Raw genomic sequence first — 26,426 nt, forward strand, 5'->3', positions numbered from 1 at the left:
TGTTTTCTAAAGACGGATCGTTCGATAAAACCGTGTACGCCGAAGCGCTCAAACAAAACCGCCTGACGATCAAAGAATATGAAGCCTCGATGAAAAAAGAGCTTTTGATTCAAAAAACGCTTTATCTTCTTGCATCCCGCGGAAACCTTCCGATAGAGACAAAAACGCTCGAAAGTGCATTAGGCGTCTCCGACAAAATCAGCTATAAACTTTTAACTCCGCAGGAAATTACGCTATCCGCCGATGAAGCCTCTGTAAAAGCATTTTGGGATAAACATCAAAAAGAGTTTAAAACCGAACCGGGATACAGTATCGAATACGCAACACAAGCACCCCTTGCTCTCTCCTATTCCGACAAAGAGGTCAACGATTATTATGATATGAACCGCCAGTCGATGAAAGATCCTTCCGGTAAGATTCTCCCTCTGAACGAAGCAAAAGCGATGATCGTTTCCGCATTAAACGACAAAGCGACCGAAAAAGAGGCCCTTCGTCTTTACATCGATTATAAAAAAGGTTCTTTGGACAGCGGCATCACACCTAAAAAAGTGACGTTCAGTGCATCCACTTCTCCGTTTGATCCGGAATTGACCAAAGAGATCGCAGGGCTCAGCGAACAAAAACCGTTTCTCAAACCGCGTAAAATCGAAAACGGCTACATCATCGTGAAACTTGAAAAAATCAATCCTTCCCGTGTCAAAACATTCGACGAAGCTAAAACGGAAGTTAGCTCACTCTACCTGAACGAAGCGAAAAAAACCAAACTTCAAGAGTTAGCCCAAAACAGCTATAAAACATTCAGCGGTACGGTGAGCGATTTTCTGACACGTTCAGAAGGTGCTAAATTGGCGGGTCTAAGTGGAACAGAGGCTTCAGAATTCCTCACAAAACTTTTTTCATCCAAACAAAAACAAGGTTTTATCACTTTAGAAAGCGGAAATGTTATTATGTATAACGTTTTGGAACAAAAGTTGCTTCAAAACAAAACATTAGCGGACGAAAACGCCGCTGCGAAGCTCAAAGGGGACTTATTGGACCAAGGATTGATCAAATCACTTGAGAGTAAGTACCCGGTTGAAATCTATGTAGAGGGGATTTGATTTGAAACGAACCGTTTTAGCCATTGATATCGGCTCGACTAAAGTTTGTGCGCTCATCGCGGAAATCGATGAGGATAACGGCGCGCAGATTATCGGAGCCGGAATCTCAAAAGCACAAGGGCTTCGCAAAGGGAGCATCACCAATATCGAGCTCGCATCCAAATCGATCAAAAGTGCCCTGAACGATGCAAAACGGGTTGCCGGAACCGAATTGCGCAGTGCAGTTGTCACAATCTCCGGTGCCTATACCAAGAGCCTCAATTCCAGCGGTATCGTTAATATCCCGAACAAAGAGATCACCCTCAACGAAATTCAGCGCGTGATGCACACTTCGCTTTACAATGCGAATATACCGAACGAATTTGAAGTACTTCACGCTCTACCGTATAACTTCAAAGTCGACGATCAGGACTTCATCGAAGATCCTCTCGGAATGAATGCCGCGCGGCTCGAAGTCGAAACCCATATCATCACTACCCAAAAATCAAATCTTAACAACCTGCGCAAAGCGGTCAAAGCGGCAGGTGTCGATGTAGAGAGCGTCGTCCTTAGCGGCTACGCATCCGCTATCGCTGTTTTGAATGCTGATGAAAAAGAACTCGGAGCCGCCGTCGTCGATATGGGAGGCAACACCAGCAATATCGTTATCCATGCAGGACATGCAATCCGTTATAACGATTTTTTAGGTGTCGGTTCAAACCACATAACCAACGACTTGTCGATGGCATTGCATACACCGCTGCACACAGCGGACAATGTCAAAATCACGTACGGTTCTCTCTACGCGCCGAGCAACGATTTGATCGAACTTCCGGTTATCGGAGATGAGAATTCGACCCATGAAGTCTCTCTCGAAGTGGTCCATAACGTTATCTATGCCCGTGTCGAAGAGACCTTGATGATTATTGCCCAATCCATCGAGAAAAGCGGTTTGAAAGAGCATATGGGCGCAGGGGTCGTACTCACAGGCGGATTTACCAAAATCGAGGGGCTCCGCGAGCTGGCAGTCGCTATTTTGGACAATATGCCGGTTCGCCTTGCCAAACCGACCGATGTCGGCGGATTGTTCGATACCCTCAGAGACCCTTCGTATTCAGGAGCGGTCGGCCTCATCAAATATATGGCCGGCGACTTTACCCCTTATGAGATAGACGTCAACCGACGTATGTGCCATAACGGTGAAGAGCCGGCAATGCATCCGCACCATCCGTCTCACGACGAATTGCCTAATTTTGAACCGTCTGCACCTCTATCTACTCCTGAACCAGCGGCAACCCCGCCGATCAAGGAAGAGAAGAAGGCAGAACCGACTAAGATGGTAAATATCGGGTCCAACAAGTCAGTTCAAAACGATCAACCAAACCCCCTTTCCAAGTTTTGGAATTGGGCAACTCAACTATTTTAAACACGTCAAGGAGCAAGCATGGAACCATTTTCAATTGAAGAATCAAAAACTCTTACGGGAGCCCGTATTGTAGCCGTTGGTGTCGGCGGCGGCGGCGGAAACATGATCGGCTATATGCTCAAAGAGCAAATCCCGGGAATCGAACTCATTATTGCAAATACCGATGCTCAGGTCTTGGAACAAGGAAGTGCCGCGACTAAAATCCAACTCGGTGCAAAATTGACCAAAGGGCTCGGCGCGGGTATGAAGCCGGAAGTGGGCAAAGAATCGGCGTTAGAGAGCTATGAAGATTTGGCACGCGCATTAGAAGGTGCGGATATCGTTTTCGTAGCTGCGGGGCTCGGCGGCGGTACTGGAACAGGTGCGGCACCGATCATCGCTAAAATCGCAAAAGAAGTGGGTGCATTGACAATTGCTGTCGTGACTAAACCGTTTTCATTCGAAGGGAAAAAACGTCTTAAATTGGCAGACGAAGGTCTCGAAGAGCTGAAAAAAGAGTCCGATTCTATCGTTGTTATCCCGAACGATAAACTCCTCTCTATCATCGATCCGAAACTCGGTATCAAAGAGAGCTTTAAAATCGTCGACAGCGTACTTGCCCGTGCCGTCAGCGGAACATCAGGCGTTATCCTCGCCAGCGGTGACAACGACATCAATCTCGACTTTGCCGACTTGCAAACCGTTATGAGCCATCGCGGACTTGCACTTATGGGTGTCGGTGAATATAAAGGTGACAATGCGGCATACGAAGCGATCAAAAATGCGATCGAATCTCCGCTGCTTGACAATATGTCGATCAACGGCGCTCTTGGCGTATTGGTTCATTTCAGCATGCACCCTGAATTTCCGTTTATGGAACTCTCTGCCGCTATGGATGTCGTTCATAACAGTGTCGACGACGGTGCGGACGTTATTTTCGGAACGACTACCGATGAAGATTTCCCGAAAGACTTCATCCGTATCACTCTCGTAGCAACCGGATTCGATAAAAAAGCGGCTCAAGGTATCAATAACGCCGAATTCGAAAATAAAGAGGTTGTTGCGGCAGCCGTTGCCAAACCTCGCGTCGTTGTCCGTCCCGCTATGGTAGCTAACGGCGATTACAGCGAAGACTTTTTGGATGTACCGACGTTTATGCGTCAGCAAAAAGACTAATCTTCTCTTTCCATGCTCTCTTTTGACACCCTCGTGAAGGCCAAAACGCTCCTTGGCCTCCATGACAAAGCAACCCTTCCCGAAATCAAATCCCGATACAAATCAATGATGCAGCAATGGCATCCCGACAAACATCCCGACGATCCCGAAACGGCACATGCGATGAGTACACAAATCAACGAAGCCTATGCGACGCTTCTGGAATACTGCGAAAAATACGAATACAATTTTGACGAAGCGTTTCTCAAAGAGCAAACGCTAACACCGCAAGAATGGTGGGCTAAAAAATTCGGCGGAAGGTAAGATTTAAAATTTACTAACGGAATATGTTAACTCAATGAAATGCGATCGGTCCTTCGGAACGGGCATGAATAAACTGCTGGACAACGGCATTCTGTGAGTTTTGAAACGACTCTTTGTCTCCTGCTTCGACAATCACACCGTCAAACAACATTGCGTAATTGTCTCCCGCTTTAAAGCTCTCGGCGATATCGTGGCTGATCAGTACCGACGTCATACCGATCTCGTCGCGTAATCGGCAGATCATCTGGGTAATGAAGTCGCTCGTAACCGGATCGAGTCCCGACGTCGGTTCATCATACAAAATCACTTCCGGTTCCAGCGCCAAGGTACGGGCGAGTCCGACACGTTTGCGCATCCCGCCGCTGAGTTCTTCGGGATAGAGCGATTTGACGATTTCGGGTTTCAGTCCCACCATCGAGAGTTTTTCATCAATTTTGTATTCGAGTTCTTTCGGAGTCAATTTCTGATGCTCTTTCATCGGGAACGCGACATTTTCGCGGATGTTCATACTGTCGAATAACGCACCGTTTTGGAAGAGAAATCCTACCTTGGTACGAATCTGGCGTAACAGCGTGTCGTCTGCATCATCGACCCGAATGCCTCCGACCGTAATCGTTCCGCTGTCGGGTTTGAGCAAACCGACGACATGTTTGATAATCGTCGATTTCCCTCCTCCCGATACACCGAAAATGACCGTTGTTTTGCCCTTTTCGATCTCGAGGTTTACCCCTTTTAGGATTTGTCGGTTGCCGAAGCTTTTGGTGACGTTTTCGAATCGGATCATTTACTCACCGCCATCAGATACGCTCTTCGGAAGAATAAAACCAATAATGTGACCAAAAGGATTTTAAAATCGATTTCGCTCGCTTTATGCAGTGCCTCAAACGAATGATCCATCATTACCGCTTCTCCCTGAGACTGATACTCTAATATTTTCGGAGTATAAACCGCACAAAACAACAACAGCGTTCCGATCGATCCTATCGCACTGAGAATCGAAATCTTGTCGATCTGCATCACTTTGTAACGAGAAACCTCATACACTGCAATCACCGCGCTCATAAAATAACCCCAATAGGTGAAACGGCGGAAAATCTCTCCCATGATTTTTCCCTCTTCATAGCGTGAAAGGAGAGGGACGGTCAAATAAAGTTCCGAATGAAAAACGACGGCAGCAACAAAAACGCCTAATATGACAACGGCTCCCGCCGTCATCGCAATACTCAGCAAATAGGCAACATCGATCAGCGCTTTTTTATTCATCCGATATCCTTAACACAAATCCCCGGTCAAACGAGGCTAAATCTTTATAAAACTTCAGAGATTTTACCGCAAAGTTTCTAAGATAATCTTGGACTTTGTCCCGTTGGTCGTATCCCATTTCGCATACGAAAAGAGGGACAGAACGTCGCAGTACTTCATCCAGAAGCCGACGGATGATCTCATCCCCGATCTCTCCGCCGAACAGGGCATTTTGAGGCTCATACGAAAGATTGCTATCCAGCGGCGCATCGTGTGCGATATAAGGAGGGTTGGAGACCAATACGTCAACCCTCTCGTCTACGCAGGAGAGCAGATCCCCTTCTCTAAGTTCGATCCGATCTGTCAAACCGTACGATTCGATATTCCGCTTCGCCACGGCAAGAGCACGCGCAGAGATATCGACGGCGATCAACCGGGCATTGGGAAAGTGAAGAGCCAAAAGGATCGAAATAATTCCGCTTCCAACCCCCACTTCGACAATCGTCAGGGAGTCATCACGTTCAACAGAATCCAAAACCTCATCGATCAGATGTTCCGTCTCGGGACGAGGGATCAGGGCCCCTTCGTCAATATAAAAGTCGCGGCTGTAAAAACTGACGCGGTTTGTCAGATATTCCAACGGAACGTTACGGCTCCGTTTTTCGATCCACTCCAAAAGCTTCGGCTCATCGTCCTCGATCCAATCGTCGCTGTGGGTAATAAAATAGAGTTGGTCTTTTTGCAGATACGCCATCAGTAAAAGCTCCGCCTCCCGGCGGGGGAATTCGACGATTCCCTGAAGCTTTTGCGTAATATCGTCGTGAAGCTCTTTTAGTCGTTTGGACATGGATCGCCGTATCCTTCATCCGCGTCGACACGGATATCGTATCCCAGTGCGCGCAGACGATCGACGACCGGCGGGTGAGTCGTATGGAAAAATCGGTATACCGGATGGGAGAGTGGGAAGCTTTTATTTTCGCTAACCAGTTTTTTAAGTGCATTTACCAAATATTCGGCTCCGCCGAGTTCGGCACCGCTTTTATCGGCTTCATACTCGTTATGACGGCTTACCATCCCCATCAGCGGCATCATGACAAAACTCACCATCGGAAGAAGGAGGATAAAGAGCATTATTACGATATGGGGGCTTTGCGCTACGCCCATTTCCATATAAAGGCTTTCGGGAAGATTGCCGAAAAGGGCAAACATCCCAAACAGCATCGCTCCGACCATCGCGATATTTTTATACAAATCGCCATGAGCAAAATGGCCCAATTCATGTCCCAAAACGGCGATCAGTTCGGCCGCAGAGAGTTTTTGGATCAGGGTATCGAACAAAACGACCCGTTTGGTTTTTCCCAAACCGCCAAAATACGCATTGAGTCTCGCGTCGCGTTTGCTCGCATCGCTGATGAATACTCCGCTGCTCTCAAAACCGGTTTTCGCCATCAGTGCTTCGATCTGTTCACGCAGCTCTGCATTTTCGAGCGGTGTCACTTTGTCGAAGAAAAGGGCCCGTATGGTCGGGAAAAACATATTGAGAGCCACGACAACCGCAAAAATAAACGCAAAACTCCATAACCACCACTGTTCGCTGGAGCGGATAATCATCGCGACGATCCAGACGATCAGACTCGCGATAACGACCGTCAATACCGTACTGATCAACGTGTCTTTCACAAACTGTCCCGTCGAAGAGCGGTTAAACCCGTATTGCGCATCGATTTTAAACTTCGATATCCAGCTAAAAGGGAGCGTCACCAAGCCGTTGATAAGAATCATCCCCATCACGGCGGCAATCGTACGGAACGTTTCGCTTTGGGTGATCAGCGTGTTGTCGAGCCATGCGATCATTCCCCCCATCCATGCCAGAAAGAGGATATATTCGACCATCGCTTCTATCATCGAAAGTTTTTCTTTGGCAACGGCGTAATTTGCCGCATCACGGTACTGGACTTCGTCCATCAATACCGCCCCTTTGCACTTGACTTGATTGATGTAGCCGATTTGCATCACGCTGACATACATGCGTACAAGAATGTAAAGGGTATAAAGGCCGATAACGGTCGTAATCATAACGCTCCTTTAAAAAAGGAGAATTTTAGCATCATTTGAGCGGAACTTTACCGATCGAGTCATTGACAGGTAAGGAATCGTTCACCTCTCCATAATAGCTCTTGGCGGCAATAAAGATCGCCCCGATAATCAATCCGCTGATAATAACCGCCCAAACAATCCGTTTTTTTTGCCCTTTTAGGGTATTGTAGTCTTCAATGCCGTTCAATGTCGGTTCATTCGATTCCATAATATCATCCTCCGCAATGTAAATTTTCTGTTTGAATATTAGCCATCTTATCCTATATACGGTTAACGGATTGTCCCTAAAATGACGCTTTAAGTTTAAATATTGGTTTGTTTTTACGTCAGATCATCCGCGTTTTCAACGAATAGTTCAACGGGACGGTGATCCGAACGGTTTTAGGAGGTTTCGGAAAATATGCGGCGCTTTTTTGGATCAATGCGACGGCATCATCGTCCAAAATCTCATATCCGGAACTGCCGACGATACGAATCTCCTCGACCTCTCCGTTTTGTCTCAGCCGAAAACTAACTTTTACGTCCCCTTCTTGCTTTAACCGAACGGCATGAGAAGGATATTTGCGATTTTTGATCAAAATAGTGCGTATCGTGGAGAGGTGATCGTCCAAATACTGTTGTTGAATATCCTTTTGCTCTACGACAGGAAGTGGAGCAGGTGCAGCGCTTTGCGCGATTCTCTGAATCGGTTGTTCCGGTTTCGATACCTCTGCCTCCGCGTGCACCTCTTTTTGTTCCTCCGATACAGTGGAGAGAGGTTCTTTGTTTTCGATCGCTATCTCCCGGTGAAACTCCTTAGGTATTTGTTCTACGTGCGTCGGTTTTGATTTTTCGGCTACTATCCGGTATTGAGGAAGATTAGGTTGACCAAGTGTTTTCGGCACACTCTCCTGTATCGGTGTACTAAGCGATAATTCCAGAATAATCTCTTCTTCTTTCTCCTCCTTGAAAAACATGAAAAACAGTATCGCCCCTGCTGCTACGGCAGCATGCAAGGCTATCGAAAGTCCGAACGAACGAACGGTTTTCATGATTCCCTCTTCGTAATAATCGATATTTTTTCGATATGTCGGAGTTTGAGCTGATCGAGAATAAAAATAAAATCATCAAAGTAGGCTTTTTTGTCTCCCCGAACGCTAACCGTATCTTCGGCGTTGAGCATGCCGATTTTTTCCACAAGCGCTTTATGATCCAGCGCCTCTTGATTCCAATACAAAACCCCCTTGTCGTCTACGCTGATAACGACATCTCGCTTCGGTGTGTGCAGAGCGCTGGAAGCTTTCGGTAAATCCAGTTTGATCGCGCCCGATGCGACGAATGTCGATATAGTCAAAACGATCGCCAGCAATACCAATACGACATCGATGAGAGGGACGACGTTGATCCCCTCGCTTCGTTTAAGCGCGCGCATCTTCCCATGCTCCCATCAGTAAATCGACCTTGCGCAAGCACGCACTGTAGATCATCATAGACGGAATCGCTACCAGCAGCCCCAACGCCGTCGCTTTAAGCGCCAGTGAAAGTCCGATCACTACTGCCGAAGGTTCCATTCCCCCGCTTTGTCCGATCTCATAAAATACCACCATGATTCCCGCTACCGTTCCGAGCAATCCGACATAAGGTGCGTTCGATCCGATCACCGAAATAGCCGTAAGATTTCGCGTCAATGCCGCTTCTGCCTGATTTTTCGTCGAATAGTGTTCGATGCTGATTCTGCGATAGTAGAAATAGCGTTCGATTCCATACGCAATCGCGATAACGCTCATCAATCCTAAAATCCCCAATGTCGCATAATCGACCGCCAATTTTAATGCTTCCATATTCATCTCCTATGTTGTAGTATTATTTCGTCATCCCTACGCAGAATCGATTAGGTGTCTGCCCATGTTCGAAGCAGATTATGATAGATACTGGTCAGTTTCACCGTGTCTTCATCATCTCCAAGACGCTCTCGAAATGCGATAATCGACATGTCCAGATCAAACAGTATCCGCCGTTGATCGGTCAGGCGTATCATGCTCTCCAGCCATGTAAAACACGAAATCCGCGCCCCGCGTGTCACAGGCTCTACCCTATGCACGCTCGACGAAGGATAAAGAACCATGTCGCCTGCGGGAAGCTTGACGATTTGCGATCCAAACGTATCTTCAATCACCAATTCTCCCCCGTCGTACTCCTCCGGATCGGAGAAAAAGAGGGTAAAAGAGAGATCGCTTCGAACCCGCTTGCCTCCGCCTCTGAGTGTTCGAACTGCATTGTCGACATGATTTCCGAACGTGTTGAATTCCCCCGTATAACAGTTGAATAACGGCGGAAATATCTTTTTCGGCAATGCCGCCGTAAAAAAAAGGGCGTTGTTGCTCAACGCATCCAAAATGATCTGCTGTAAAGCGATCGCCGATTCCGAATCTTCGGGAAGCTGAAGATTGTTTTTTGCTTTTGCCGCCTGCGTACCGCTGGTGACATTGCCGTCCACCCACGTCGAAGCACTAAGCAATTCCCGACACTGCGCAACTTGTTCTTGGGTAAGAACGTTGGGTATATGGAGTAACATCCGTTTTCCTTTGCCTAAGTTTTGAAGCCAAAACATCTTCTCTGTTCTGGCTTCAAAACTCCCGGGCGGGAGATTGAATTTAAAAGAATTTGTAATCCAGCGTGATCTGAGCCGTTCTGCCCGTCGCCGGAACGACAAAGCCTCCGTTGATGTATGCCGCGTCATAATAGGTTTTATCCAATAGATTTTTGACATTCAGCTGTATCGAATACGTTTTTTGGGTATAAGCGATCATCCCGTCATAGCGGATATAACTCGGTGCGATATTCGGATTGAACGTTGTAGCCGTACCATAGCTGTAAACAGCCCGTTCACCTTTTCCTTCCATGCCTCCGCCGACTTTCCAACCTCCGCCGAGTTTATAGGTCGTCCAGAGATTAAACGTATAATCCGTCGAGTTCGGCGGACGTTCCCCCTCATAAACGGTACTTTTTCCCGGAGCGACTTCATCGACTTCGGGGTCCATCAATGCGACACCCGCAAAAATATCCCAGTTTTCGCTCAAGCGCCCCGCCGCTTCAAGCTCGATTCCGTCCGTGTGGCGTTTTTTACTCAAAATAGGATTGCTTGAAGCACTGCTGACATCGGTATTGCGTTCCCACTCTTTGATCGTACGGTAAATGGAAGTCCGCAACGACAAATCTCCTTCGAACAATTCCCATTTTGCTCCCAATTCATAAGTCTCGCTCCGTTCGGGATCGTATGCGTTGGAAAACGAGTACAGATCTCCCGTCGTATTAAACGAATTGTTCCAAGCAAGATAATAGTGCTGATTTGAGCTCGGTTGATACGATAATCCGGCACGGTAACTCATCTCGTTGAAATGAAGTTCTCCCGTTTTTGCCATATCCGATCCGAAGTAATCCATACTGAGCCAGTCTTTACGAAAACCTGCCATCACTTTCCAATTCGGAACCACTTCGACGACATCTTGTGCATACAAGGCCAAAGTACGCCCTTTATATCCGCCGCTGAGATTGCGTTCGGTATTTCCATAGACTGCTTTATAAGCAGCCGGTAAAGTTGAACCCGACTCTGCCGTCGTCGGCATAGATGCCGCCCATCGTGTCCCCGACGTAGAATACTGATACCAGATTCCGTTGCTTCCGAGTGCTCTGTCCCCGTTAGCAGGAGCAACCGGAAGACCGTTTGACGCACTATCGGCCAGTGCTATATTCGGATAGTACGATGAAAGACCGTCATGCCCCCACCGTTTTTGTTCCTCGCGCAAATATTCCGTTCCGACCAGCGCCTCGTGTTTGAGCCCCAGAGCCTCGAATTTGGTCGTAAAATCGTTTTGCCACGTATCGGTTCTCTCTTTCGCACCGTTTCCTTTCGTTCCCCGCGTGATCGTATCGTCCGGGCCGCTCGAAGTATCATACCCTCCCGGTGCGGTTGCCCAGTTATCCCGCAAATAATCGGCATGACGAATCACGGAGCGTAATTTTGTATCCGGCGAAAACTTATGGGTATAGGTTGCCGTCGTGATATTGACGCGGTTATCCTCGAAATCGTCCGTGAATCCGTAATAGACTTCGTTTCCGACATCGGCCGGACGCTGCGTCGCCCGATCAAACGGAACTCCGTAGTCGGGAGTAATATGGGTTTTCAAGTAAAAATGCGAAAGACTGAATTCATTATCGGTATTCAAACCGAACGTAATGGTAGGGGCCACACCGTAAGATTCGTTATACACGTCATTTCGCGTACTTCCCGAATCCATCCCCATAGCGTTAAGACGAAATGCCGTCGTATCGTTGAGCATTACATTGATATCGGTAGATATCCGTTTATACTCATCCGTACCGACAGTCATCGATAAGGTTCCAAAGTTTTCCGCTTCGGCATCTTTGCTTACTTGGTTGATGACACCGCCCGCCTGACCGCGCCCGAACAGCATGGCCGCTCCTCCGCGCAAAACATCAATCGATTCAAGATTGAAGGTATCACGGTTATACTGAGCGACATCGCGTATCCCGTCGAGATACAAATCTCCGAACGTATAAAACCCGCGAAGATTCATGTTGTCACCGATACGTCCCCCTTCCGCAGCATTAAAGGTTAATCCTGAAACATTACTCAACGCCTCTTTTAGGGTAAACTCCGATTTATCATGCAAAAGTTCTTTGGTGACAACCGTAATCGCCTGAGGGACATCATGGGCCAACTGTCCGGTTTTGGCTGTTTTAGAAATACCCGGCTGATAACGGGGCAATTCAATCTCGATATTTTCAGAAATATCGATCGCTTTGATCGTGGCATTCGAATCAGCGGAATCCGCCAACAATGAACTCGCACTCATACTCAACAGCATCGCGCCGATAGGAAGCGTACGTGATTTTAAAAAACGACTGTGATAGGCCATAGGCACTCCTTAAGTTTTGGAAGTGGCTGGCTACAGGCGTGTCGCGTTGGCTGGCTATTAAATATAAATGATAATTAATTTCATTTATGGAAGCATAGCGTTATTTATCGCTTTGTGTCAATAGTGATAAGCATTATTAAATAAGCAAGTTTTAGAGTTTAAGCTAGGGTTAATGAGATAGCGCTGGAAGCTACCCTTTCGGGTAGACTACCATTTTCCTTCGAGTTTCAGGAGAATCTGAGGTTGCGATTTCTCTTTATCAATTTGCGTTTGAGTCAAAACACCTGATGTATCGTACTGTTTGGAGGTGGTCGTAATCGTAGCCGAAGTGATATTTTTCAGATTAAGACCCAATTTGAAAGTCGAATCAAGCCGTTTTTTGGCATACAAATCCAGAGTACCGTACCCCTGCTGCGATTCGGAAAATCCGTTTTCATCGATCGGATCGTCATATCCTCCGACATATCGGTATGCCGCGCCGTAGGTCAAACGATAGCTCTGAAGGGTATGATCGATACCGATATTATAAAGATAGTCGCTCGTTTGCTTGATCGGACGTTTCATCCCGGTAGCCGAATTCCGCAGAGAAGAGTCTTGGATCGTCGCATTGGCAAATACGCCAAGCCCGCTCACAAGAACGTCCAGAGATTTTTTCAGTTCCAGCTCCATCCCCCAGAGTTTTCCGTTTCCGACATTTTCAGGACGCTGGATATATCGGCTGCTGAGAGTATCGAAAAAAGTATACTTTTCAATCTTGTCTTGTATGTCACGATAAAACCCGCCGATACTCACAATGCCTTTGTCTTCGAAATAATGCTCCGCTCGTACTTCATAACTGAGTGCCTTCTCTTCTCTCAGATTCGGATTCCCCGTTTTATCCGGATGATGAAGGTCGTTTTGATCGAGTGAGCTGTCGGTACTGGAAGAGAGTTCGTCAAAACGGGGAAGTTTGACCGTCTTGGCTACGCTTGCTCTGAGATTGTCTTGCGGAGTCAGTTTATAGAGCAAATGCAATGACGGGGCCAAATATTCGATGTTGGAACTGCCTCTGTAGTCACGGTGGACACTCTCATACCTCAACCCCGGAGTTACGACGACGTTTTCGCCGAACCCGATTTCATCCTGAGCATAAAGCGCACCGCGATCTTCGCGTATCGAATCGCTGTCCAGCGGGTCTGTCGTGTCCGTACCGTTCAACGTTCTGCGAACACTGTCCTCTTGGGTGAAACGACGCAGATTGGTTCCCACTTTGATAAAATGGTCTCCCGCGGCCACCGAATAACTCCCGTCCGCTCCGAACACCCGAAACGTACTCTCATCATCCTGTGTCGTTATCTTCGATGTCGGCAGAGTCTGAACCGATTCGCTCTCGCCGTCATCATCGCCTTGATGAAATTTCAGTTTCCATTCGATCAGTTCGGTGCCTGAGAGATGATGCTGCCCCCCTATCTTCGTCCGCAAAATCATCCCGTTTGATTTATCCGTATTATGAATCAGCGTGTTCACACTGCTTGAACCATCCGTATAACCCGTCTTTTGGGTTTTATTTTGGGAATTATTCAGCATCATTAAGCCGTCAAAGGTATACTTGTCTTTCGATGAAGGGGTATAGATCAGCTTTGTCGTCAGATTGAGCGACTGATCGCGAAATTCATCGTTTTGGAATTGGTCGCTGTAGGTCAGAGGCTCATCGATACGGATTGACGAGGTGTCCGATTTTCGGTTATCGGAAATCGTGGCATTAACAAGATACGACACGGCACCCGTTTTTCCTTCGTGCTGTGCGAAAAGGGTACTCATCGGAACGTCGTCGTACAATCCGAATGTCAGTTTAGCGCTGCTGGCACCTTGCGATTTGGGTTTTTTCAAAACGATATTGACTATCCCGCCCATCGCTTCGGCAGTGTACTCTGCCGAACCGTTGGTCATCACTTCGACCCGTTCGATCATGTCGGGAGATATTTGTTCCAGCGGACTGACACGGCGTTTGGAACTGGTGGAGACCTCTTCGCCGTCAATCAGAACTTTCGTATACCCTTTTCCCGGTTCTCCCTTCTTTTTTCCATCCGAAATCGTAACTCCCGGGGTTCGTTTGAGGATTTCGAGTGCATTGAGATCTCCGTAACGGGTCAACTCTTCGCCGCTGATTATTTTTTTGGCGATGGAGTTTTCCTGGCGCTCTTCCATCACATTGGCGTGATCTTCGACCTGAATCTTTTCGAGGACGACTGCCTCTTGGGCCGACAGATGTGAGGCACTCAACGCTGACAAAACAAACAATGGGATAATCGGAGGGTATTTCAAGATCTATCCTAAATACTATATAGGTATGTAAACGAACGATATTTTATCCTACCGAAAAATAAAATCCTTTTCGGTTAACATCTCGTTAATGTAATCATAAAACTATCGGATTACAATAGGATTATCACAACTCCTGAAAGGAGCTACCATGAAAGAGTTATGCAAACTCAAAAAAGGGGACGTTTCATCCAATTTAAAATCGATTATCGCCCTCACCGAGAAACCGAAGTTCATCTGCACCAAATGTGCCCGTGTCGCAAACGAAAAAAAATATCTGTGCGAACCGACAAAAATGAAATAAACACCCAAACGGTTAAAACTCAATTAACAGATGTTGCCAAGATGTTACCGAAAGTAGATTACAATCGAAGCATGAAAATACAACAGCCCTTTTTGATTGCCGGGATTATCCCCCTACTCGTTTTGAGTCTGCAAGCAGACGATCTCTCATTGCTAAGTCCTGAAAAGCGTTCCCTGCTCTATCATGAACAAGAACGGATTGATGCCGAACACCAAAAACTCCGCTATAACTGGCTCTCTCCGATCAACCTGAGCGGAAGCTACAGCCGTGACAAAAGCGCGCAGGAAAACAGCGCTACCAGTACAACCGAAAGTTTGAGCGCATCCATAGCTCAGGATCTGTTCCGATCAGGGGGAATTACCTACCAAATCGCCTATGCCGATACCAAAAAACAAAGTGAAAACGATTCGTATAATCTTACCGTCTCCGATTTGAATCTTCAGCTGTTTACCGCTCTGCTCTCCTATCAGAAAAACCGTTACGAGCTGGAACAAAGCCAAAAAAAACTGGATAACTACGATATCGAGATTTTTATCAAGCGCCAGTTATACGATGCCGGAAAAGCCGATATTACCGAACTCAACAATGCATTAATGGATAAAAGTGCCGAACTGAAAACCTATGCGTCTCTTCGATACTCTATCGCGGAACAGCGTTATGCGATTGCAAAACTCAGCGACATCGATCCCGATCATTTCTCGCTGCCGACGTTTGAACTGATCCGAGAAGAGGATTATCTCAAAAATCGCCTCGATTTGCGCTATGCCCGTTCCCAAAGCGATATGTACGATAATCTCTACGGAGTGACCAAAAGCGGCTATTTTCCGACACTGACACTCAACGCCAGCACCGGATACCACTACTACGATTCCCAATCATCGCTGGGAAAATACGACGGGTACGCCTACAGTACCGGCCTTGCACTTACACTGCCGCTCACCTACAACGCCTCCGCTACGATCCAGGAAGCCAAAGCAACCTATCTTAAACAGGTTGCCGATACCGCAGACAAAGAGCGAGACTCCAAAGCCTCGTACGGGCAATCGCTGGCACTTATCGACAGTTATCGCGAATACATCGAGATTACAACCAAAAATCTCTCTTTGTACGATGAACTGATCACCGTTACCAAAGCCGGAGTCGATACCGGCTATAAAACCGGATACGATCTTTTGACGCTCCAAAATACCAAGGCGATCGAAGAGTATACGATCAAGATCAACGAACTCAATATCCAGCTGGAACTCGCCAAACTCTATTTTGCCATTAACACCGCCAAGGAAACGTTATGACCCCCACCTCAGAATCTATCGAAACGACTCTCGGACTCCATCAAAAGCCGGGACGTTCACGCTTAAAATACCTCATCATCGGTACCATAGTCATTGCAATAGCAGTCGCAGGGGCATGGTATTGGTTCAAACACCGCACAAATGACGCCATCCTCTACACAAGCGCCCCCGTAGAGATCAAAACCCTCATATCGAGCGTATCGGCCACCGGGAATCTCGAACCGACAAATACCGTCGATGTCGGTATCGAAGTCTCCGGAACCATCAACGAAGTATTGGTCGATTACAACAGTCAGGTCAAAGTGGGTCAAATCATGGCCCGTCTGGATACGACCAAACTGGCTTCCAACGTCGCCAGTTCCCAAGCTTCCCTCTCCAAATACAACGCGAACGCTGCCGAGATCAAAGCCACCCTCGTCAATGCCCAGAACGAATGGGAACGGGTTCATAAAATGTATCAGGCAACCAACGGCAACTACCCTTCCAAAAAAGATATGGACGACGCCTATACCGCCGTCGAAAAGGCCAAAGCGCAGCTCAATGCCGCTTCCGCCCAAATCGCACAAGCCTCTGCAGAGCTAAAAGCCAATGAAAACGATATGCGCAAAGCGATCGTCGTCTCTCCGATCAACGGTATTGTCCTCCAACGCAAAGTTGAACCGGGACAAACTGTTGCGGCAACGATGACAACCCCTGTGTTATTCACGATGGCGGAAGATTTGACCAAGATGAAAGCGATCGTCAGTGTCGATGAAGCCGATATCGGTGAAGTAAAAGAGGGACAAAAAGCCCTCTTCAGCGTCGATGCCTATCCGAATAAAAAATTCAACGGAACCATTACCCAGCTGCGCCTTAACTCCGAAACCGTCAACGGCGTCGTCACGTACGATGCCGTCGTGGAAGTGGACAACAGCAGTCTTCTACTGCGCCCGGGGATGACCGTCTCAGCACAGATTATTACCGGAACGCTGGAGAATGCCCTCACCGTCCCTAATGCCGCTTTGCGCTTTTCTCCCCCTTCGGAAGAGAAAAAAGAGACAAAAAAAGCACAAACCAAAACCGACGTGAACAAACGCACGGTCTGGGTCCTCAAAAACAACAAGCCGGTTAAAATAGATGTTACAACCGGAACGACGGACGGTACTTCGACCGTTATTATCGGATCATCTCTTACACCGAAAGACTCCGTACTCGTCGGCACTAAAGAGCCATGATGATGCCGAAAACGCAAGAATACGTCATCGAGTTGAAAAACGCGATGAAATCTTACGGAGAGGGAGAAGCCCAGACCTACGCGCTTCGCGGTGTAAACCTACGGATAGCGCAGGGAGAATTTGTCGCTATCATGGGACCCAGCGGATCGGGGAAATCAACGGCAATGAATATCATCGGATGTCTCGATGTCCCCAGCGGAGGAGAATACCTCTTTGAAGGGGTCAACGTCGAAGCGCTAACGCGCGATCAGCGGGCATTGCTTCGGCGCAACTACATCGGATTCATTTTTCAGGGATTCAATCTGCTGGGTAAAACCTCTGCCGTAGAAAACGTGGAGCTTCCCCTCCTCTACCGCGGCTTTCCGGCCCATGTGCGCAGAGAGAAAGCATTGAAAGCTCTGGAAAGTGTCGGATTGGCCCATGTAGCCCACCATACCCCCTCAGAACTTTCCGGCGGGCAGCAGCAACGGGTCGCGATTGCACGCGCCATCGTGACAAATCCCCTCGTCCTCCTCGCCGATGAGCCGACCGGGAACCTCGATACTGCCAAAAGCATCGAAGTTATGGAGCTTTTACAGTCGTTTAACCGCGATTTCGGAATCACCGTCATCATGGTTACCCACGAAAGCGATATGGCCGAATACGCTACCCGTACGATCCATTTCCGTGACGGACATATCGAAGAGTCCGGCGAAACAAAGGTACCCTTATGATTTGGAATGCTTTTTTACTCGCTTTGCGCGAGATACGCCGCAGTGCGATGCGTTCGATCCTCACTACCCTCGGTATCGTGATCGGCGTCGCATCCGTCATCGCGATGGTCATGCTCGGCGACGCTACGACAGCATACGTCACCCAGAGCATCTCCAAACTCGGAACCAATATGCTGATCGTCTCTCCGGGTCAAGAACGCCGTGGCCCTCCCAGCAGCGACTCGACCGCCAAACGCTTTACCCACAGCGACGTCACCGCATTAAAGCGGGAGATCAGTTTTATCCGGGGTGCCGCTCCGGTCGGTTCAAGCAGTATGCAGGTCGTCTACGGAAATCAAAACTACTCGACAACCATCGAAGGGAGCGATAACGATTACTTCGTCGTCAAAGATTGGGTCTTCGCATCGGGAAGAAACTTTTCCGAAGCGGAACTGCAAGGGGGAAAAGCGGTATGCGTTATCGGTGAAACGGTGCGCAAGGAACTTTTCGGAGATCAAAATCCTATCGGCCTCTCCTTGCGTCTGGAGAGTTTCTCCTGTGAAATCATCGGCGTACTCGAATCCAAAGGTGCCGCCATGTTCGGGATGGACCAAGACGATATCGTCGTCGTCCCGCTTCGGATGTTCCAGCGCCGTATCAGCGGGAATCAGGATATCTCCAGAATTATGATTTCTACCAACTCCTCTTCGGTCATCGAAACGGTCAAAAACTCGATCACCGCCCTATTGGAAGAGCGTCGGCGGATTCAACCGGGAGAAGAGGACGATTTCAACGTCCGGGATATGCGCGAGATGGTCCAAACCCTCTCTTCGACGACTCAGATGCTCACCATCCTCCTCGGAGCCGTCGCCGCCATCAGTCTGCTGGTCGGAGGGATCGGGATCATGAACATTATGCTCGTCTCCGTTACCGAACGGACCCGCGAAATCGGCATACGTCTGGCTATCGGTGCATTGGAGAGGGAGGTGCTGCTTCAGTTTCTGGTCGAAGCGGTCGTACTCTCCTCTTTAGGAGGGATTATCGGGATCGTATTGGGAGTCAGCGTCGGGATCGGCATCAGCATTTTCTTCGATCTTCCGCTGGTCTTCAATACCTTTATCGTCATCGTCGCCTTTTTCTTTTCGACTCTTGTAGGAGTCGTTTTCGGATATTTCCCGGCTCGCAAGGCGGCACGCCTCAATCCCATCGATGCTTTACGATATGAGTGATTTAGCCGATATTACCGTATCGGCATATCCAAAAAGGAGTATCCTATGCAAATCACGCCATCCTCATCCCAAAGCGCTTATACCCTTAACGCTCTAGGACTTAACGAAAGCGAAACCAAAGATTTCAAAGAGAAAATCAAAAGCGGTGAGATCACGGGGAAAAGTATCTCGGAATCTTATCTCGTAGAGTACTCTTTGCAAAGCGAAAATTTTTCCTCAAACAACCTGCAGGCGCAAAGCGCTCCGTTCGATCTCGCAAAAGTCAAAGATTTACTCGGCACGATCGATTACAATGCCATCGGCTATACCGGGAAACCGATAGCCGACATGACTCCCGACGAAGCAAAACAACTCGTCAGTGAAGAGGGCTATTTCGGAATATCGCAAACGTCGTCGCGATTGGCGGATTTTGTATTAAGCGGCGGCGGAGACGACGTGGAAAAACTCAAAGCGGGTCGGGAAGGGATCGTTCGCGGTTTTAACGAAGCCGAAAAACTTTGGGGAGACAAGCTCCCGGATATTTCGTACCAAACCCTCGATAAAGCGCTCAGTAAGATTGATGAAAAGATCGCTTCTCTGGGCGGAAGCGTACTTGATACGACGGCCTGATTACTGCGCGCTTCGGCAGTGAGGACAGGTTTTCGCCGCTAGAGGGATATCCATCGCACATTCGGGACAAACTTTCGATGTCGGTGCGGCGGGTTCCGCTTCGGGTTCGGCAGCTTTAAGTTTATTGTAGGCTTTAATCATCATAAACATCACAAATCCGAGAATCGTGAACGAAATCACATCATTGAAGAAAACCCCCAGTTTAATCGCAGGAGCGCCGGCAGCATCCAATGCCGAAAGAGACGCATATTCTTTTCCGTCCAATGCAATAAACAACGAAGAAAAATCAACTCCCCCCATCAATAATCCGATCGGCGGCATAATCACATTCGAAACCAACGATTTCACCACGGTTGCAAACGCGGCACCGAAAATAAATCCGACCGCCATATCGATCACGTTCCCGCTGATAAGAAACTTTTTAAACTCTGAAAACATAGAACCCCCTTTATACCTGATTGTCGTCTTCTACTATATCTTTAAAATGTTCACGAACTGTTAAAAATTCGTCCAAATGGGCAAAAAAGATATCGACCAGAGCCGGATCGAAATGTTTTCCTCTCTCTTCTTTAAACAATGCGAATATCCGTTCGTCATCCCACGCTTTTTTGTAGACGCGGTCACTTCCCAGGGCATCGAATACATCGGCGATCGCCGTAATCCGTCCGTAAATGTGGATATCTTCTCCCGCGAGCTTTCGGGGATATCCGCTTCCGTCCCATTTTTCATGGTGTTCGTTAGCTACAATCGCCGCCGCTTTCAGCAATGCCCGGTTGGAATGTTTGAGCATCTCATATCCCAAAGCCGCGTGGGTATCCATGATACGCCGTTCGTGTTCGTCAAAACGTCCCGGTTTGTTCAATATTGCATCGGGGATGGCTACTTTGCCGATATCGTGCATCGGAGAAGCCTGTTTAAGCATTTCCGCTTCCGATTCCTCTAACCCGTAGTGCAAGGCCAATATCTTCGAATATTCCGCTACCCTTTTCACATGGTTTCCCGTCTCTTTGGAGCGGCTTTCACCGATGGAACCCATCGTAAAGACGACTTCGCGCTGAGTATCTTCGATCTCTTTGTTCAATGTCGTTATTTCTCCCAGAGCATTGTCCATACCGAGGATCATCATATTAAATGAGTTGGAAAGTTGTCCGATCTCATCGTCGCGGTGCAGAGAAACCTGCTGCGTATAATCCTGTGTCCGTGTCACTTTTTTAGCGGTATCCGATAGGGTGATTACGGGACGAATCAATCCCGTCGCAACATAATAGGCGGCAATCGAAATAAAAACAGCCCCGGCGATCAGCAGCAATACGAACCATCGCTCGTATTTGTACAGGAGCCGATATGCAAATGCTTTCTCTTCTTCCAAAACAATGGTCAGTTCAGGTTTAACATCAAGTTTCCGAGACGCTTTGATCGGCTCTTCCAGCAAAGTTTGGCGCAATCCGCTTTTCCCGTCCGGATACAAGAGATAATAATGGCGTTGAGGGGAATCGGAAAAATAGTGCCTGAAATTTTCGATTCGATAATCGACGACAAGCTCGGCAATCTCCTCACGGGTGAATGTCGAATACACCGGAACCGAGAAAAAAGGGGCAGTATCAAGCACTTTGCCGATCATCGCAAAATCGCTCGAAGCAATAATTTTTTTGCTTTTGTCGATAACAAAAAAGTTCCCCTCCAAATTCATATCTTTCTTTTTCGCCAACAGCGTATTTCCGATCCTCCGGTCGAGATCTTGAGTGTAAAGATCGTTCATAATATCGGATTTGGCCATAAAAGCCATATCCTGCTGCAACGTTTGGAGATGCTGATCGATACGGGCTACCGTCAAACTCAGCTGCGTATTCAGCTCTTGGGAAATGGCATTGTATTGTTCCTGACGAAATGAGTTCCCCAACAAAAACATCGTCAACGCGTAGGGGATCAAGCTGATTCCTAAAAACAGCAGAATCGTTTTAACTTTAAAACTCATATACAACCTTCAGCTGCGAATCGACCATATCGGAGGGGAGATAGCCGATGGCACCTTCAACGTTGACGATAAAAGTTTTAACCGATTCGAAAGAAGGCTGTGTCAGAGGAGGCGTTACCCCCTGAAAATGCTGTTTGATCCAATACGTATTTAAACGGTTCCGATCCATCCCCAGCACTTTAGTTTCAAAAATCTCCCGTACCTCGTCATGACCGAGAATATTGACGGCAATCGCATTTTTATCGCCGACGCTGTGACGCTTTTGCAAGTAAATATCCCGTATCTGCTGCATCGAAAGTGCCGAAAAAGCCGTTTTCTTCGAAATAACGACGCTGTAGTCCGCTGCCGCCATCGTCGCTACCAGTGCCATCAAAAGTATCGCTTTCATCAGAATAACACCGAAAAAGAGGCTAGGAAACGATCTTCACCGCTTTGGGAGTGCCACTGATACTCCCCTTTTAAAGAGACCGGATAAATCGGACGGTAGCTGTAGCCTATAATACCGATATGATCGGTGTAGTCATCATGCCGACGGCCGTAATACTCATACCGTCCGACCAGCGCGTGCTGCGGATTGAATCGGTAAATCCCTTGTGCGTATCCTGAGATCGTATCATCCGTTCGATTGTCGGCATAGTCGGTTCGAGCAACGATCCCCTCGACTGTCACCCCCCACTGATAAACATCGTATTTGGCATTGGCCTGAACAAAGCGGGTACGTTCGCGGGTAGATAAAGCGATGTATTCGCCGATACTTCCTCCCGCACTTGCTTCCATCGAAAACTCTTTGTCCAGCGAAAGGCCGTAAAAATGGGTATTAGGTATATTGATGTACTCTTCATCTAAATCATGGGTACTTTGACCGAACAGATTGTATTTTAATCCTTCGGTGTTCGGAACGTATCCGTTGATATCGATGCCCGTTAGAAATCTCGGGAACAACAGCGTACTATATAGAGGGTTGGAAGTGGTATCGCGCAAAACATTGATCGGTTCGAGATTCCAATATCCCACAGGGGTCAACATCTTTCCGAAACGGACATTATAGGCGTCGCAAAGCCACAGATCTCCGTACATCCGTTCAAAATGGAATTTCTGACTCCCGCTTTCCGTATCTGCGGTAAAGTTTTTCTGATAAAAACCGGTCGCTTCGAGTTCAGCCAGGTACGAGAGCATCGGATTGATATCCCCGTACGCCATGACGGCGACATCGTCGAGGGTAAAGCTGTCTTCGTTCCGATTTGATTCCAATTCGGATGAAAAATACCCTCCGACACTCATCCAATCATTCATCTGAACGCCGTGTCCGAGAGTGTAAGACTCTGCGTAGAGATTACACACGAATCCTATTAATCCAACTGAATACCGCTTCCATCCCGCCATCTACCGCACTCGCTTTTTCTTCAATTAATCAATAGTAACATATTTATACATATTGAAAAATGAAATACAAACCGTGTTAAAAAATTTCTCATCCCTTGTTCCGTTTTCCGATTTTTCCAATATGATTATTTTTTAATCAATAAACTGATGTTTTTGCCAAACAATCGGTGCTACAATTATTTCAGATAAAAAAATCTTAAATAGGAGTGGATGATGAAATTCACAGAATTGAAAAAAGAGGGACACTGGCCCTCTTTGCTCGCGGCCTTCTTGTATTTCGACTTTAGTTTTATGATGTGGACGATGCTGGGTCCATTGGCAACAGAGATCAATGAGACGCTGAGTGCCGCAGGCAATGCGCTCAACGATTCCCAAATAGCGACATTGTTAGCGCTTCCTATCCTCTCGGGTGCGTTGCTGCGTATATTGCTCGGCTTTTTCGTCGATAAGTTCGGGCCTAAAAAGACGGCTCTCGGCTCACAGCTGATCGTCATCGCTACTCTCTTTTTCGCGTTTTTCCAATCGGATGCGATTACGTATAATCAGTTGCTACTCGTTGCACTGGGTCTGGGATTCGGCGGTGCGTCGTTTGCCGTTGCCCTGCCTCAGGCGGGTCAGTGGTATCCGCCGCGTTTGCAAGGAGTCGTTTTGGGTATCGCAGGTGCGGGAAATATCGGTGTCGTCATCGACTTTTTGTTCGCCCCGAAAATCGCACAGGTGTGGGGATGGCCCTCGGTCTTTCTCGTCGGCGGAGTCCTTTCGACGATCATTTTCGTCGCCTATCTGTTTTTAGCGAAAGATGCTCCGTTAAGCGTCTATAAACCGAATCCGAAAAAGCTCAAAGATTACATCAAACTGCTAGGCGACAAAGACACCTGGTGGTTCAATCTCTTTTATGCCGTCTCGTTCGGAGGGTTTGTCGGATTTGCCAACTACATGAAAGTCTATCTGATGAACACCTACCAAAGCGATATGTCGGCAATCGGTCTGGATATTTTGAACGAAGATAACGTAAAAGTCATGGCAGGGTATTTCGGTGCTTTGTGTATCTTTGCGGGAGCGGTGCTTCGTCCGGTCGGAGGGGCTATCGCCGATAAAATGGGCGGGATTAAATCCTTGTATGTTTTTTATGGTAGCATTGTGGTACTCTCGCTCTTGAGCGCTTTGGTTCAATTGCCGTTTTGGGCCGCGATCAGCGTTATGTTCCTGATCATGGCAAATCTCGGAATGGCAAACGGTTCGGTGTTTCAACTCGTACCGCAGCGTTTCGGAAAAGATATCGGAATTATGACCGGGCTTATCGGGGCCGCCGGCGGTTTGGGCGGTTCGGCTCTGATCAAAACGTTCGGATGGTCTCAAGGGGCATTTGAGGGATATACGGCCGGATTTTTGATCTTTGCCGCGTTTGTTTTACTCGCAATATCGGGGATTTCACTGGTAAAAACCCGTTGGAGAACGACCTGGGGCGCAACCGCCGGAGGCCGTATCTAATCATCCGCTAACCGCATCTTTAGGTGCGTGTTATCATCATGTCAACAAGCAAAGGTTAGACGATGTTGCAACTGCAATCGAGCGAACACATTCTCCCCAAACCCGGTTCCATCGGGGATGACGCATGCGCATATGCCATTATTGACAACGCCTTGTTTCTCTCGGTTCTCTGTGACGGGGTCGGAAGTGCCAAGCGGGGCGGCACTGCGGCACGTCAGACCGTCAAATTTTTTATGAATCAGTTCAAAGCCCGTCCGAAAGCGTGGAATATCCCCAAAATCATGGAGGTCTTTACACGCCATATCAACGGCCTCTTGTTCAAAGAGTCCATTACCCAATACGGACAAATCGAACTTCTGACCACCCTCTGCCTCGCGATCATCGAAGGCGAAACCCTCTATACCCTCAATCTCGGAGACTCCCGCATCTATCTGTTGGATACGCACGGAGAATTTAAACGCCTCAGCACCGATCACACGATGGATGACGAAGCGATGTCTCATGTTTTGACACAGGCTTGCGGACTTTCCGAAAATGTCGACATCAAGGTGGTCTCGACACCGATTCATATCGGTGAGACCCTTGTATTATGCAGTGACGGCGTTTACAATCTGATCGATGAACACAGCTTCGGCGAAATGGTGCGCCAAGGGCTTGGAGCCGGAACGATCATCAATCACGCTTCCCAAAACGGCCATCTGCACGATCGGGATGACATGAGCCTTCAAATTTTTCGAATTGAGGGACTCGATCCCCTCCATGCGATCAAAAACGCCCAGCTTCCTATCCCCGAATCGCTTGCCAAAGGGGAGATCATCGATGGGTATACCCTTCTTGAACCGATGATGGAGCATAAACGGATTTGGAAAGTTTCCAAAGAGGGCAAGCCCTATGTGATGAAATTTCCGATGCGTCCGGACGATGAACAGGCACTGGACGAATTCGTCCGCGAAGCGTGGACTGCCAAACAGATTACCCATAAAGCGTTCGGTCACGCGTGGGTCCCCGAAAATCGGAGCATACGCTATTATCTGATGGATTGGATCGAAGGGGTTGGGCTAAACGAGTACGTCAAAAACCGCTCGCTCTCCGTCGACAATGCAATTGAATTGGGCAAGTTTCTCCATCGTGCCGAAGCCCATCTGCTCCATCTGGGACTGGTACACGGAGATATCAAACCCGAGAATATCCTTGTTTCCAAAAAAGAGGGAGAGTCCGGCGTCAATTTCAAAATGGTCGATTTCGGCTCGACCGTCGAAATCTTCTCGACCGATACACGTGCGGGAACTCCTTCGTATCTTGCGCCGGAACGGTTCAACGGAAGCGTTATCAACGAATCGACCGAAATCTTTTCGATCGGGGTCACCTTGTATCAGGTCTTAACCGGCAAACTCCCTTACGGAGAGATCGAACCGTTTCAAACCCCAAATTTCAAAACGGCGGTGCGACCGGTCAAACTCAACAGTAAAATTCCCCTTTGGCTCGATTCGATCATCATGCGCTCCATCGCGATCAGCCCGGAACAGCGATACAGCCACTATTCCGAATTTTTTTACGAACTGAAAGATCCGGAGAAAGTCAAACCGTTTTTCAGCAAAGAGACCCCTCTCATCGAACGCTCTCCCGTCACCTTTTATAAAATCGGTTTTTTCCTCACCCTGCTGGCGGAAACCGTAACACTGGTCCTGTATATCTCGAAATAACGGAATGCTTTT

27 protein-coding genes are annotated in these 26,426 nt (G+C 47.9%); 12 read left to right on the forward strand and 15 right to left on the reverse strand.

Translation table 11 applies throughout. The annotated features are described in order from the left end of the window. The 4 genes from Q0389_RS07775 to Q0389_RS07790 all read left to right on the forward strand — a co-directional run. A partial coding sequence (locus tag Q0389_RS07775; protein WP_298693302.1) for a peptidyl-prolyl cis-trans isomerase occupies positions 1–1,100 on the forward strand: 1,100 nt, incomplete at its 5' end. A gap of 1 nt (position 1,101) precedes the next feature. Further along, complete coding sequence (gene ftsA / locus Q0389_RS07780) at positions 1,102–2,505, forward strand: cell division protein FtsA (RefSeq protein ID WP_298693304.1); 1,404 nt, start codon at positions 1,102–1,104, stop codon at positions 2,503–2,505. A gap of 18 nt (positions 2,506–2,523) precedes the next feature. Continuing rightward, positions 2,524–3,660, forward strand: coding sequence for a cell division protein FtsZ (ftsZ, locus tag Q0389_RS07785; protein ID WP_298693305.1), 1,137 nt, complete (start codon positions 2,524–2,526; stop codon positions 3,658–3,660). A gap of 12 nt (positions 3,661–3,672) precedes the next feature. Continuing rightward, entirely contained in the window at positions 3,673–3,963 is a 291-nt protein-coding gene (locus Q0389_RS07790) for a J domain-containing protein (protein WP_298693306.1), read from the forward strand. Between the two features lie 31 nt (positions 3,964–3,994). Here the strand turns inward: Q0389_RS07790 and Q0389_RS07795 are convergent, their stop codons facing one another. From Q0389_RS07795 to Q0389_RS07845, 11 genes are all read right to left on the reverse strand, one after another. Then, entirely contained in the window at positions 3,995–4,747 is a 753-nt protein-coding gene (locus Q0389_RS07795; RefSeq protein WP_298693308.1) for an ABC transporter ATP-binding protein, read from the reverse strand. After that, positions 4,744–5,226, reverse strand: coding sequence for a DUF4149 domain-containing protein (locus tag Q0389_RS07800; RefSeq protein WP_298693309.1), 483 nt, complete (start codon positions 5,224–5,226; stop codon positions 4,744–4,746). Before Q0389_RS07800 ends, Q0389_RS07795 begins: the two co-directional genes overlap by 4 nt. Continuing rightward, positions 5,219–6,052 (reverse strand): peptide chain release factor N(5)-glutamine methyltransferase, encoded by an 834-nt coding sequence (prmC, locus tag Q0389_RS07805; RefSeq protein ID WP_298693311.1) that lies wholly within the window; start codon positions 6,050–6,052, stop codon positions 5,219–5,221. The genes Q0389_RS07800 and prmC overlap by 8 nt, the downstream gene beginning before the upstream one ends. Next, a complete protein-coding gene (locus Q0389_RS07810) occupies positions 6,037–7,281 on the reverse strand; it encodes a M48 family metallopeptidase (RefSeq protein ID WP_298693312.1) in 1,245 nt (414 codons plus the stop codon). Before Q0389_RS07810 ends, prmC begins: the two co-directional genes overlap by 16 nt. A gap of 31 nt (positions 7,282–7,312) precedes the next feature. Beyond that, on the reverse strand, positions 7,313–7,510 hold the full coding sequence (locus tag Q0389_RS07815) for a hypothetical protein (RefSeq protein ID WP_298693313.1): 198 nt from the start codon (positions 7,508–7,510) through the stop codon (positions 7,313–7,315). A 118-nt stretch (positions 7,511–7,628) separates the two neighbouring features. After that, the gene (locus tag Q0389_RS07820; RefSeq protein WP_298693314.1) at positions 7,629–8,333 is read right to left on the reverse strand and encodes an energy transducer TonB; all 705 of its coding nucleotides are present in this window, start codon (positions 8,331–8,333) and stop codon (positions 7,629–7,631) included. Beyond that, complete coding sequence (locus tag Q0389_RS07825) at positions 8,330–8,713, reverse strand: biopolymer transporter ExbD (protein ID WP_298693315.1); 384 nt, start codon at positions 8,711–8,713, stop codon at positions 8,330–8,332. The genes Q0389_RS07820 and Q0389_RS07825 overlap by 4 nt, the downstream gene beginning before the upstream one ends. Beyond that, positions 8,700–9,122, reverse strand: a complete 423-nt coding sequence (gene exbB, locus Q0389_RS07830; RefSeq protein WP_298693316.1) for a TonB-system energizer ExbB — start codon at positions 9,120–9,122, stop codon at positions 8,700–8,702. Before exbB ends, Q0389_RS07825 begins: the two co-directional genes overlap by 14 nt. A 50-nt stretch (positions 9,123–9,172) precedes the next feature. Beyond that, on the reverse strand, positions 9,173–9,856 hold the full coding sequence (locus Q0389_RS07835) for a Fe2+-dependent dioxygenase (RefSeq protein ID WP_298693318.1): 684 nt from the start codon (positions 9,854–9,856) through the stop codon (positions 9,173–9,175). Positions 9,857–9,935: 79 nt separating this feature from the next. Continuing rightward, on the reverse strand, positions 9,936–12,221 hold the full coding sequence (locus Q0389_RS07840; RefSeq protein WP_298693320.1) for a TonB-dependent siderophore receptor: 2,286 nt from the start codon (positions 12,219–12,221) through the stop codon (positions 9,936–9,938). A gap of 207 nt (positions 12,222–12,428) precedes the next feature. Then, positions 12,429–14,525 carry a TonB-dependent receptor gene (locus Q0389_RS07845; RefSeq protein WP_298693322.1) on the reverse strand — a complete coding sequence of 699 codons (2,097 nt, stop codon included), beginning with the start codon at positions 14,523–14,525 and terminating at the stop codon, positions 12,429–12,431. Between the two features lie 148 nt (positions 14,526–14,673). Between Q0389_RS07845 and Q0389_RS07850 the strand changes: the two genes are divergently transcribed. From Q0389_RS07850 to Q0389_RS07875, 6 genes are all read left to right on the forward strand, one after another. Next, positions 14,674–14,826: a hypothetical protein gene (locus Q0389_RS07850; protein WP_298693323.1), complete on the forward strand. Its 153-nt coding sequence runs from the start codon at positions 14,674–14,676 to the stop codon at positions 14,824–14,826. 71 nt (positions 14,827–14,897) lie between these two features. Continuing rightward, positions 14,898–16,118, forward strand: a complete 1,221-nt coding sequence (locus Q0389_RS07855) for a TolC family protein (RefSeq protein ID WP_298693325.1) — start codon at positions 14,898–14,900, stop codon at positions 16,116–16,118. Further along, positions 16,115–17,332: an efflux RND transporter periplasmic adaptor subunit gene (locus tag Q0389_RS07860; RefSeq protein ID WP_298693326.1), complete on the forward strand. Its 1,218-nt coding sequence runs from the start codon at positions 16,115–16,117 to the stop codon at positions 17,330–17,332. The genes Q0389_RS07855 and Q0389_RS07860 overlap by 4 nt, the downstream gene beginning before the upstream one ends. A gap of 2 nt (positions 17,333–17,334) precedes the next feature. Continuing rightward, positions 17,335–18,045, forward strand: coding sequence for an ABC transporter ATP-binding protein (locus tag Q0389_RS07865; RefSeq protein WP_298693357.1), 711 nt, complete (start codon positions 17,335–17,337; stop codon positions 18,043–18,045). Next, positions 18,042–19,253 (forward strand): ABC transporter permease, encoded by a 1,212-nt coding sequence (locus Q0389_RS07870; RefSeq protein ID WP_298693327.1) that lies wholly within the window; start codon positions 18,042–18,044, stop codon positions 19,251–19,253. The genes Q0389_RS07865 and Q0389_RS07870 overlap by 4 nt, the downstream gene beginning before the upstream one ends. A 45-nt stretch (positions 19,254–19,298) precedes the next feature. Then, on the forward strand, positions 19,299–19,862 hold the full coding sequence (locus Q0389_RS07875) for a hydrogenase-4 component G (protein WP_298693329.1): 564 nt from the start codon (positions 19,299–19,301) through the stop codon (positions 19,860–19,862). Here the strand turns inward: Q0389_RS07875 and mscL are convergent, their stop codons facing one another. Genes mscL through Q0389_RS07895 form a run of 4 tightly spaced genes read right to left on the reverse strand, consistent with a single transcriptional unit; the run spans position 19,863 to position 23,130 of the window. Then, positions 19,863–20,300: a large conductance mechanosensitive channel protein MscL gene (gene mscL, locus Q0389_RS07880; protein WP_298693330.1), complete on the reverse strand. Its 438-nt coding sequence runs from the start codon at positions 20,298–20,300 to the stop codon at positions 19,863–19,865. A gap of 10 nt (positions 20,301–20,310) precedes the next feature. After that, the gene (locus tag Q0389_RS07885; RefSeq protein ID WP_298693331.1) at positions 20,311–21,837 is read right to left on the reverse strand and encodes an HD domain-containing phosphohydrolase; all 1,527 of its coding nucleotides are present in this window, start codon (positions 21,835–21,837) and stop codon (positions 20,311–20,313) included. Beyond that, entirely contained in the window at positions 21,827–22,225 is a 399-nt protein-coding gene (locus tag Q0389_RS07890) for a hypothetical protein (protein WP_298693332.1), read from the reverse strand. The genes Q0389_RS07885 and Q0389_RS07890 overlap by 11 nt, the downstream gene beginning before the upstream one ends. Continuing rightward, entirely contained in the window at positions 22,225–23,130 is a 906-nt protein-coding gene (locus Q0389_RS07895; protein WP_298693334.1) for a hypothetical protein, read from the reverse strand. Before Q0389_RS07895 ends, Q0389_RS07890 begins: the two co-directional genes overlap by 1 nt. Before the next feature lie 300 nt (positions 23,131–23,430). Here Q0389_RS07895 and Q0389_RS07900 point away from each other — a divergent pair, with 300 nt between their 5' ends. Beyond that, the gene (locus tag Q0389_RS07900) at positions 23,431–24,711 is read left to right on the forward strand and encodes a nitrate/nitrite transporter (RefSeq protein WP_298693335.1); all 1,281 of its coding nucleotides are present in this window, start codon (positions 23,431–23,433) and stop codon (positions 24,709–24,711) included. Between the two features lie 62 nt (positions 24,712–24,773). Next, complete coding sequence (locus Q0389_RS07905; protein ID WP_298693337.1) at positions 24,774–26,414, forward strand: bifunctional protein-serine/threonine kinase/phosphatase; 1,641 nt, start codon at positions 24,774–24,776, stop codon at positions 26,412–26,414. The last annotated feature ends 12 nt before the right edge of the window (positions 26,415–26,426 follow it).

This window comes from uncultured Sulfuricurvum sp. (genome assembly GCF_937936435.1).
Lineage (GTDB): Bacteria > Campylobacterota > Campylobacteria > Campylobacterales > Sulfurimonadaceae > Sulfuricurvum.